At 39.7% G+C, this 10182-nt stretch carries 5 protein-coding genes; 1 reads left to right on the top strand and 4 read right to left on the bottom strand.

All coding sequences use genetic code 11. The annotated features are described in order from the left end of the window. Positions 1-143 precede the first annotated feature (143 nt). A complete protein-coding gene (locus tag V7K45_RS01900; RefSeq protein WP_334999808.1) occupies positions 144-479 on the top strand; it encodes a hypothetical protein in 336 nt (111 codons plus the stop codon). A 102-nt stretch (positions 480-581) separates the two neighbouring features. Here the strand turns inward: V7K45_RS01900 and V7K45_RS01895 are convergent, their stop codons facing one another. From V7K45_RS01895 to V7K45_RS01880, 4 genes are all read right to left on the bottom strand, one after another. Further along, a complete protein-coding gene (locus tag V7K45_RS01895) occupies positions 582-1325 on the bottom strand; it encodes a Uma2 family endonuclease (RefSeq protein ID WP_334999806.1) in 744 nt (247 codons plus the stop codon). A 36-nt stretch (positions 1326-1361) separates the two neighbouring features. After that, on the bottom strand, positions 1362-2000 hold the full coding sequence (locus V7K45_RS01890) for a Uma2 family endonuclease (RefSeq protein WP_334999804.1): 639 nt from the start codon (positions 1998-2000) through the stop codon (positions 1362-1364). A 153-nt stretch (positions 2001-2153) separates the two neighbouring features. Then, positions 2154-4046, bottom strand: a complete 1893-nt coding sequence (locus V7K45_RS01885) for a sensor histidine kinase (protein ID WP_334999802.1) — start codon at positions 4044-4046, stop codon at positions 2154-2156. A gap of 91 nt (positions 4047-4137) precedes the next feature. Beyond that, a complete protein-coding gene (locus V7K45_RS01880) occupies positions 4138-10026 on the bottom strand; it encodes a trifunctional serine/threonine-protein kinase/ATP-binding protein/sensor histidine kinase (protein ID WP_334999800.1) in 5889 nt (1962 codons plus the stop codon). Positions 10027-10182 lie beyond the last annotated feature (156 nt).

Genomic DNA, 10182 nt, shown 5'->3' with positions numbered 1-10182 from the left:
ATGGGATTGGTTAAAGCTGTTCGTCAGCGACACCGACGCAACGCCTCAAGGTCGCTTGACATTTGGGCATCTGCTTTAACTTGACACCAATGGCAAGATGCCCAACCCACAAGACATTGAGAAAATTTTAATATGCAAATTAAATGTGTTTTAGCTTACTCGCTGCGCCTTGGCATCCGGCAGCATTCCCTAATAATCCTTTTTTAAAAAATTCTCAAAAACTTTGGCGTGGGCGTGTGAATTGGCGAACGGCTACGTCTTATGATGCAACTAAAGCAATTATCGCAAGCTTGCAGCAAAATAGTACACGTGAGGGATTACAACAAGTACTGCACAGTCCAAGTTTTTCAGTCGATGGTGCTACAGGAAAGATTCAGTTTGCACAATCAGGCGATCGCATAAATAATGACATCTTTTTAGTTAAAATTCAACAAATACCTGGCACTGATAAATATGAGTTTAAGCCAATTCAACGTTAGTTTTGCAGCTTTACTTAATAGCGATGCCTACGGCGGTAAACTACGCACTTGTTTGTTGTGAAGTTTAAAAATAGCGATCGCATCTAGTCTTTCACTTACAGATCACAAAATATCTGGATCTTCCCCCAACTCTCTTAATCTAGCTGCTAAACGAGCCGCTTTTGCAGCAGCAGCTTCCGCTTGTGTGATTGCGATTTCTGCTTGTGCAGCAGCAGCTTCGTCTGGTAACAAAACCAAATTGCCAGCTACATCGTAAAACCGCAACCATACCGCCGTTTCTCTGTCTATTGTTCCTTCATACGTTCCCAACCATAAACCTAACTTTTGACACCACAACCAACTACGCTCATTTGGTGTCAAAGATTGATATTGCTGATTATGATCTAAATGCCACCCTTGCAAAGAAGTCGGGTCAAAGGGGTCATAGACAAAATAATCTGAAGTATGAAAAGTTTGTTCGTAAAGGTCTTTCTTAACAGTCTTATCTATTTTGGCTGTAGATGGTGACATTAATTCTACAATCACATCAGGATAACGACCGTTTTCTTCCCACACTACCCAACCTTGACGAGAATTAGTCCCGTCCACATTCAGGACAGCAAAGAAATCGGGACCACGGAAATCCTGGTTACGTACTTGGGCGCTGCTGTAATAAATAAACATATTGCCACCAGTAAAAAAATCATTGCGATCGGCCCAAGCTTGCTGCAATGACCGAATCAACACATTCATGGCAATACGGTGGCGATTTGATTCCAAGGGTTCTCCGTCATCAAAAATTAGATTTGTGGGCGGTGTGGGGTGTTCCCAGTCTAGAATGGCTCTTGGGTTGTTTTCGGTAGTCATGAGCGATCGCCTTTCTCAGAAAGCCTTAGATTTCTATCATAAATTATTCTTCACCCAACCCCGAAAATTACGCATAGCTTGACTTCTACCAATTGTTAAACACTGCTGAACATATTCATTAACTAATTCAACAATTGGGATATTAGGAAAATTAGGACTAGATTCAGATTTTATATATTTACCTTCTTTTAGCAAATAAATTTCTAAACCTTGTTGTGTATGTCGCCAAAGTTCAGGAACTCCCAAAATTTCATAATTATCAAATCTAGTGCGAGAAGTAATATCAATTTCGATTGCTAAATCTGGTGGTGGATCTATATTTAAATCAATGCGATTTTTACCAATTACAGCAGCTTGATTTTGAATATAAAAACTGGTATCTGGTTCTACTGCTTGCAGCATTCGCCCATTTTTAAGAGTTGTAGAACCAAAAGGTTCAAAATCAATTTGAAGTTTGTCTAATAAAACTCTTACTAACTCACCAATATATTCTTTATCTTTTTCGTGTTCTGGTAGGGGAACCATAATTTCTAACCAACCATTACTATAAGAAATACGTGCAGCACGCCTTTCTCCCATTTCTTCTAAAATATTTTCTAACTGCTGCCAACTAATATCTTTGAGCAACATTTGTTGACCAGGTTTAACAATAATTTGTTGTAGTTTTAAAAGCATATCACCTCAGAGAGTTGATGTAGTAATTTATGTAGTCGATAGAATTTACAAATCAACTTTCTTAAAGTATATCGCCTCTGAGCATGAGTGCAGAAATTAGGTAAAATAAATAATTGACATAATCTTTGGCTGTTTCAATGTTATCAGTAATTTTCACTTGTTACTTGTTAAAGGAATAACGATGGTAAACTCTGTTCCACATCCTGGAGTAGAATCAACTTCAATAGTTCCTCGATGTTTATCTACAACAATTTGATAAGCGATCGCCATTCCTAATCCGATTCCTTTACCTACAGGTTTAGTAGTGAACATATAGTCAAATACTCGTTGCTTTACCTCTTCTGACATCCCAATACCATTATCGGAAATCTGAATGATCGCTTGTTTTTCATCAGTGAGTTCAGTCTGAATGCGAATTTGTCCTTCATTCTTTACTAATGATTCTTCTATAGCATCAATTGCATTCACTAAAACATTCATAAACACCTGATTGAGTTGTCCTGCATAGCATTCTACTAGGGGTAAATCACCATATTTCTTAACGATCTGAATTTCTGGTTGATTAGGCGTGGCTGTCAGACGATGATTCAGAATCATCAGAGTGTTATCTAATCCTTCATTAATGTCTACAAATTTCATGTCTGCCTCATCAAGGCGCGAGAAATTACGCAGCGACAGCACAATTTGACGAATGCGCTTGGTTCCCACTTGCATTGATGCCATTAATTTGGGTAAATCTTCTGCTAAAAACTCAATATCAAGGTCTTGGGTGCGATCGCTAATTTCGGGGGTAGGATTTGGGTATGTTTGTTGATAAAGCTTGAGCAAATCGAGGATGTCTTGGCTGTAAACGCTTGCATGGTTGAGATTGGCATGGATAAAATTGGCGGGATTATTGATTTCATGTGCCACTCCAGCTACTAATTGTCCCAGGCTAGACATTTTTTCGGTTTGGATGAGTTGAGCTTGGGTATTTTGCAATTCTTTTAGGGTTTTGCTGAGTTGTTGCGCCTGCTGGCTAGAAATCAAGGCGCGATCGCGAATCTGTTCATATAGCTGCACTTGTCGCCATGCACTAATTAACCCAACCAATAGCAATCCTCCCAAAACTGTAGCCAACAGGTTCAACGCCTGTAATGGCGATTCAATAATTTCTTTTGGCACAATTAACGCTACTGACCAATTTGCTTCTCTCAGAGGAGTGTAAGCAACATAGCTCCATTTACCATCCAGTTGAACCAATTCAATATTTGTGCGTTTAGCTACCATTTTTTGGCTAATTTCAACTAATCTGGGATTGCGCGAGTTCAGAAAACTCTTGGCAGCTTCTTCGGGTGTACCAATCAGTTCCGTGTTAGGATGCGCGATGGGAATTCCTTGAGAATTAAGCGCAAAAGCATAGCTGCCTTTACCTTGATGTAAATTGCTGATGACCTCAACGACTCGGTTAATTGGAATTCCTCCCATTAAAACACCTGCTGGCTTTGTACCTCTTTCGGCAGGAATCGGCGAACTAATCTGGATTTGTAACTGTTTGGTTGTGCGTCCAATAATTGGATCGGCTGCTATCGTTTCACCCGCCATACTCCGCTGAAAAAATTCTCGGTCTTTAACATTGAGATGATCTCCGTGAGTATTGATTAATGCACTATCTGATGTAGCCAATGCCATAAGCAAAAACGTTTGTAGCCGCTTCAATTCAGATTGCAAGTAAGGTTCTATCACAGGCCAATTTAGCGATCGCACCACACCAGAATTTGCCAAAGTCTTAATTTCTGTTTTACGAATGGCTAACCAGTTATCGATATCATCCTGACCTTTGCGTGTTTTTAATAGTACTTGTTCTTTGAGACTAGTGAGCAACAATCCCTTAACAATCTTGTAACTAGTGATGGCAGTGGCGCTAATGCTAATAGACAGAATTATCACAATTGATAATAATATAAAGTTCCGCGATCGCCATTTAAATAAGTTGTAACTTTTGTTGCTTAAGGCATACCATCGGGAATTGATTTTCAACCATACTTTCCGCAATTTAAGCATCATCGTCGTTTTACTTCAAGTTAAAATTTAAAAAATAAAAATGAAAAGTGCTGAGTAAAGTAGAAATTACTCAGCACTTAGCACTTAGCACTCATTATTGTTGTTGAGTAGCAATTTGAATGACAAACTCTGTACCCTGTCCAACTTCTGAAGTGCAGGAAAGTGAACCTCCATGTGCTTCTACCACAATTTGACGAGCGATCGCTAATCCCAATCCTGTGCCTTTTCCGACTGGCTTGGTGGTGAATAAATGGTCAAATACTTTTTGTTTGACCTCTGGTGACATTCCTACCCCGTTATCGGCAATTTTAATCAAAACGTGCTGACCTGAGTCTGCTACACGGGTTTCAATGGTGATGCAATTTGGGTTAGCGAGAATGGTTTCTAGGCTATGCTCTGAATTGTATTGTTCAAGTGCATCAATAGCATTTGCTAATAAGTTCATAAACACCTGATTAAGTTGTCCAGCAAAGCATTCCACTAGGGGTAATTTGCCATAATTTTTAACAACCTCAATCGCAGGACGGTTTTCATTAGCTTTTAAACGGTGTCTGAGAATCAGAATAGTGCTATCAATGCCTTCGTGAATATCAAAAGGAACTTTATAATCTTTATCTGCTCTAGAAAAGGTTCGCAAACTGGTACTAATACTGCGAATACGGTTAACACCCAATTTCATCGAGTCCAGCAATTTAGGTAAATCTTCGCGTAAATAATTCAGGTCGATGGCATCAATTTCATCTTGAATATCTAAGCCAGGATTAGGAAACTTCTCTTGATAAAGGTTAATTAGTCCAAACAAATCTTTTACATAATCTTTAGCTGGTTCTAAGTTACCAGCAATGAAGCCAACAGGATTGTTGATTTCATGGGCAACACCTGCTACCAAATTACCAAGTGCAGACATTTTTTCACCTTGCACTAACTGTAATTGCATCGTTTGGAGTTCTTGCAAAGCTTGTTCTAATTGTTGTTTTTGCTGTTGCAGTAATTGTTGTGCTTGCTGGCGCTCGGTGATGTCTTCAGAGGTGCTAAGGATGCCAAAAACCTTTCCTTCTTTATTTTTTAAGGGAATTTTATTTGTATTCGACCACTTTTCTTTCCCATCTGCTTGCTGCACTGTTTCGATAATGTTGAGTTCAGGTTGCTCAGATTCCATAATGCGGCGATCGCGCGCTACGAAAAAATCTGATTGCTCGTTAGTCCAGGGAAGGTCGTAGTCTGTTTTACCAATAACATTTTCTGGCACTCCTAGACCCCAAGTTTGCGTAAAGTTATGGTTACAGCCTAAATAAACACTATTGCAGTCTTTCCAGAAAACAGATTGTGGGATATTGTCGATAATTAACCGCAAAAATTGTTCAGTCTGTCCCAAGTTTTCTAGAGTATCTTGTGCTTGCTGATAAAGTCGGGCATTTTCTAAGGATATTGCAGCTTGAGTACATAACAAATTGAGTATTTCGACGCGATCGCTAGTAAACGCTCCAGTCATTAAATTGTTTTCTAAATACAAAATTCCTAACAGTTTCCCTTGATAGAAAATCGGTGTACACAGCAAGCTTTTAGGTTGCTGACGAATAATATAGGGATCGGCTATCAACGCCGGATGCAATGTTGTATCAAGGATAACTGTAGGTTCCAGGCTGCGTTTGACGGCGTAAATTAAGCTATGAGGAACATCTGCACTATCTTCCACACAAATGGACTGTAACACCGTTGATTGCTGCCCAACTTGAGCAGTTCCTTCAACTAGCAATCTACCTTCTTTAAGTAGTAGTAACGCACACTTATCTGCTCCAGCATTTTCAATTACCACTTGCAGTAGTTTCGTAAGTAATTTATCTAGTTCAATTTCACTGGAGAGAGTCTGAGAGGCTTTTAAAACTGTTGCCAAATCTAGCATTACTGATGTGTTGCTGCTAGAGGTTACTGATTTCTGAATGCTTGGATGGAAGGTAGCAATGGTGTCAATATTTGCGAATGTCTCATTGGGTGTGAGTAGCGAGCGCCTCTGTTGTAAAATTGGGGCTAGCAGTTGTGGATAATGCTGTTCTAGATCGTCGACTTTGGCTTTAGCATCCCAACGTGTGTAGCAATAGTAAGCATTAATCAAATATTCTTGAGCAATGCGTTCTTTGCCCCATTCTAAATAGAACTTGGCTGCAAGTTCGTTAGCGAGAGCTTCTTCGTTGACATATTCGTTTTCTTTAGCTTTAGCAATGGCGCGATCGTATGACTCGATTGCATCCATATACTTGCCAGAAATTCTTGCTATTTCCGCAGATAATAAGAGATATCGATGTAGAAAGTTGTCTGGGCAACTATTCGCCCAATTTTTCTGAATTTGTTGATGCTCGCGAATAATGTCCCAATACTGCTTTTTCTTCTCTAATGTCACATTGGGATAGAGAGCTATCAAGCTGAGTGGATAATAGAAATGATACTGAATAATTGGGAAAAAACCAGAGTTACAAGCAAGAGTTTTTTCAGCTTCTTCTGCTGCTTGCACAGCATCTGTGTAACGACCATAAAGGTACGATAATTGGATTTTGAGAAAGCAGTACCAATTAATTCCATGATCGAAATTGTTCTTCTGTCTCCATACTTCTATATAAGGAATATCTTCGTCATTGCGATCGTCTAATAAATCGGTGTTTTTAGATATATCTTGCAAATTCAATAAAAACTGGCGCTGTAAAGTAAACGCATACAGCATATTGACATCATTAACCTGTTGGACATAACTCAGATATTTTTCAGTTTCCGCGTAAACCTCTGAGAGGCGATCGCCCTTAATTAACATCGCCCAAATCAAAAACGAAACCGCCCAAACACCAAACACCAAATTTCCAGTTTCTTGACAGACTTGGAATGATTGTTGAGAAAGTGGCAAATTTGTTTTTAAATGCTGATTATAGGGATTGATGGTGTGGGCAAAGATATTATTGGTCTTAAAAATAAACTGGGTACTATTGAAGTGGCGATCGAGTTTTAGTGCTAATGTACCGAACTCATAAGCCGTTTGATAATTTCCTTGATTTGCCAGATTCATTCCATATAAACAGTAAGCAAAACCAGAGCTTTCTGCATTGCCATATTTCAACGATAAACCGATCATTAATGGAGGAGCCAAGCAACTGAGATATTCATCTCCTCCCATGTAAGCTGCTGCCCAAAGGTCAGCTAAAAGACCCATACAAACCTTTTGCTCTCGATCTGTCATCTCAGGCAGATCGAATAAATCTGATATACGAACCGTTTGCAGTTTAGCTTTTAATTCTTGAAGTTCAGTTTCGATAGCAGCTTGCTGTTCTTCAGGAGTGACTGTCAGATTCATCCCCATAATGCTCAAGCCTTTTACTCCAGCTTTAATACTAGCTGCGATATTTTCACCCTGAGTCATTTTCAGATACATCTGAATCCGATAAATCTCTACTTGTTCAAACCTATCTTGGCTTTGAGCTAACGCTATCTCAAATAATTTCTCGGCTTGGTCAAAACTGCCAGTTAGATATTCAGATTCTGCGGATTCTCGATATAATTCAAACGTAATTTTATAGTTAGTTAACCAACTTTCTGCTAGCAGCAAACTTCTACCCAATGTAAAATATTTCAGCGCTGCTTTATAAGCAGTAGAAGCTTTTGCTTTCTTACCAGCAATTAAATTCAGTTGAGCTAGTTCATATCTTTGAGATTGTTCATCAATTATGTCAATTCCTTCATTTAGCTGATTAACAATGTCAAAAATGCTGGTTTCAAGCGCTTCAGGTGATGTATTGTTTAACAGTAATTGCCCAATCTTGAAATGAGTAGCTTTTCGTTGAGATTCAGGGATAAGAGAATAGGCCGCTTGCTGAACACGGTCATGAAGAAATCTGTAAGAGCAAGAGTCAGGAGAATTGTGTTGCTGAAATTCTGAATTATGAATTCTAAATTCAGACTCATCGTGGTAGAACTTATAAACCTCACTGGTAGGAATAATCAACCCATATTGTACAGCCTTCCAAAAATCTGTGGCTGTTTCCAACTGGGATTTTTCATAGACGATCGCTAATGTCTTTAAATCAAATTGGTTTCCTATACAAGCTGCTAACTTCAAAACTTCTTGAGTTTTTGCTGACAATTTCTGAAGCTGAATTGCCATAAACTCTACTACATCATCGGTAAGAGCGAGCGATCGCACCTGAGCAATATCACATTCCCAATAACCACCATGAAAATTAAATGTAATTAGTCGATCTTGATGTAGCGCTTTGAGAAACTGGTTGCTGAAGAAAGGATTCCCTTGAGTTTTGCTCAATACTAATTCTGTTAAAGGTGTGGCTAAAGCTAAAGAGCAACTCAATGTATCTGCAACCAAATGATTGATAGAAACCCGATCGAGGGGTAATAAGGTAATCGTATTGACTGTGGCATCTAATTTCTGAATCTCTTCCAAAGTCAGCATCAACGGATGTACTGGGTTGACTTCGTTATCTCGATAAGCACCAATTAACAATAAATAGCCGATGTCAGTTTCACTCATCAACAAGTGCATTAAGTTTAAAGAAGCAGCATCTGCCCATTGCAAATCGTCAATAAATATCGCTAATGGATGTTCTGATGCAGTGAAGACTTGAGTGAACTTCAAAAACAGCAAATTGAAGCGATTTTGTGCCGCACTTCCAGAGAGTTCCGGTGCAGGTGGCTGTTTACCAATCATACTTTCCAGTTCTGGAATCAGCTCGATCATCACTTGTCCATGCTCACCCAAAGCAGAAAGAATTTTGCGCTTCCATTGCTCAAATTGGGCGTCAGTTTCACTTAGCAGTTGCCCGATTAAGTCTCGAAAAGCTTGCACAAAAGCAGAGAAAGGGATGTTGCGCTGGAACTGGTCAAATTTACCTTTAATGAAATAACCCCGTTGTCGCACAATTGGCTTGTGAACTTCGTTTACCACAGCAGTTTTGCCAATACCAGAGAAGCCTGCTACCAACATAATTTCAGTGCTTCCCTGACTGATTCTTTCAAAGGCATCCAGTAAGCTTTCAACTTCAGCTTGGCGACCGTAGAGCTTTTCTGGGATGATGAAGCGATCGCAAATATCCCGCTCACCTAATTCAAAAGATTTAATCGAGCCAATTTCTTGCAATTGAGACAAACATTTTTCTAAATCAAATTTCAACCCTAATGCACTCTGATAGCGGTCTTCAGCATTTTTCGCCATCAACTTCATCACAATCTCACAAAGAACTTCGGGAATTTCTTCTTCCCCCCTGCCTCCTAATTGTTCTGGTTGCTTGGCAATATGACAGTGAACCAACTCCATCGGATCGTTAGACTGAAAGGGTAGATGTCCAGCCAGCAATTCATAGAAGGTAACGCCGAGGGAATAGTAATCACTGCGATAGTCAATTCCGCGATTCATCCGCCCGGTTTGTTCGGGGGAAAGGTAGGCGAGAGTCCCTTCTAAGACGTTGGGACTGTGAATTTCGCGGGTTTCTCTAGGTAAAAGAGAGGCAATACTAAAGTCAATTAACTTGACTTGCTTAGTTTCCGGGTTGATGAGGATGTTGGCGGGCTTAATATCTTTGTGGATAACCTGATGGCGATATAGTCCGTCAAGAGTATTGCTCAGAGCGATCGCAATATCCAAAAACTCTGTGAGAGTATATTGGTTGCTCGCCATTTTTTGATTGAGCCAATCTCTGAGGGAAATACCACCAAAATCCTCCATCACCAAAGCATAGCTGTTGCGGTAAGGTTCCAGACTGTAGGGACGAACAATACCGGGTAGGTCAAGATTTTTAGCAATAGTGTACTGATTACGGAACAGCAGCAGTTCATTGAAGGTAGGATACTCTTGCTGGAGCAGTTTAATCACAACCGGAAGTCGATCCGCCTCTCGAATAGCACGGTAAACTAAGGTTCTAGAGCCTGCATAAAGTTGTTCGCTAATTTGATAGTTCAAAAGCTTGTCCATCGGCTCAACTGCTGTATTCATACTTCATCAACTCTTGTGAAATCAGCTACTTATTTAAAGTAGTTTGCCCAAGAATAAGCTTTTGCTAACTCAGTTTTCTTTTGGGAGACACCGAAAAGCCCGTTGTAGCCATCACATTTTACGTGTGTAATCTGTCTGTAGCTACTTCAGCAAAAC

Source organism: Nostoc sp., assembly GCF_036917375.1.
Lineage (GTDB): Bacteria > Cyanobacteriota > Cyanobacteriia > Cyanobacteriales > Nostocaceae > Nostoc.
This window is presented reverse-complemented; position numbering and strand designations above follow the sequence as displayed.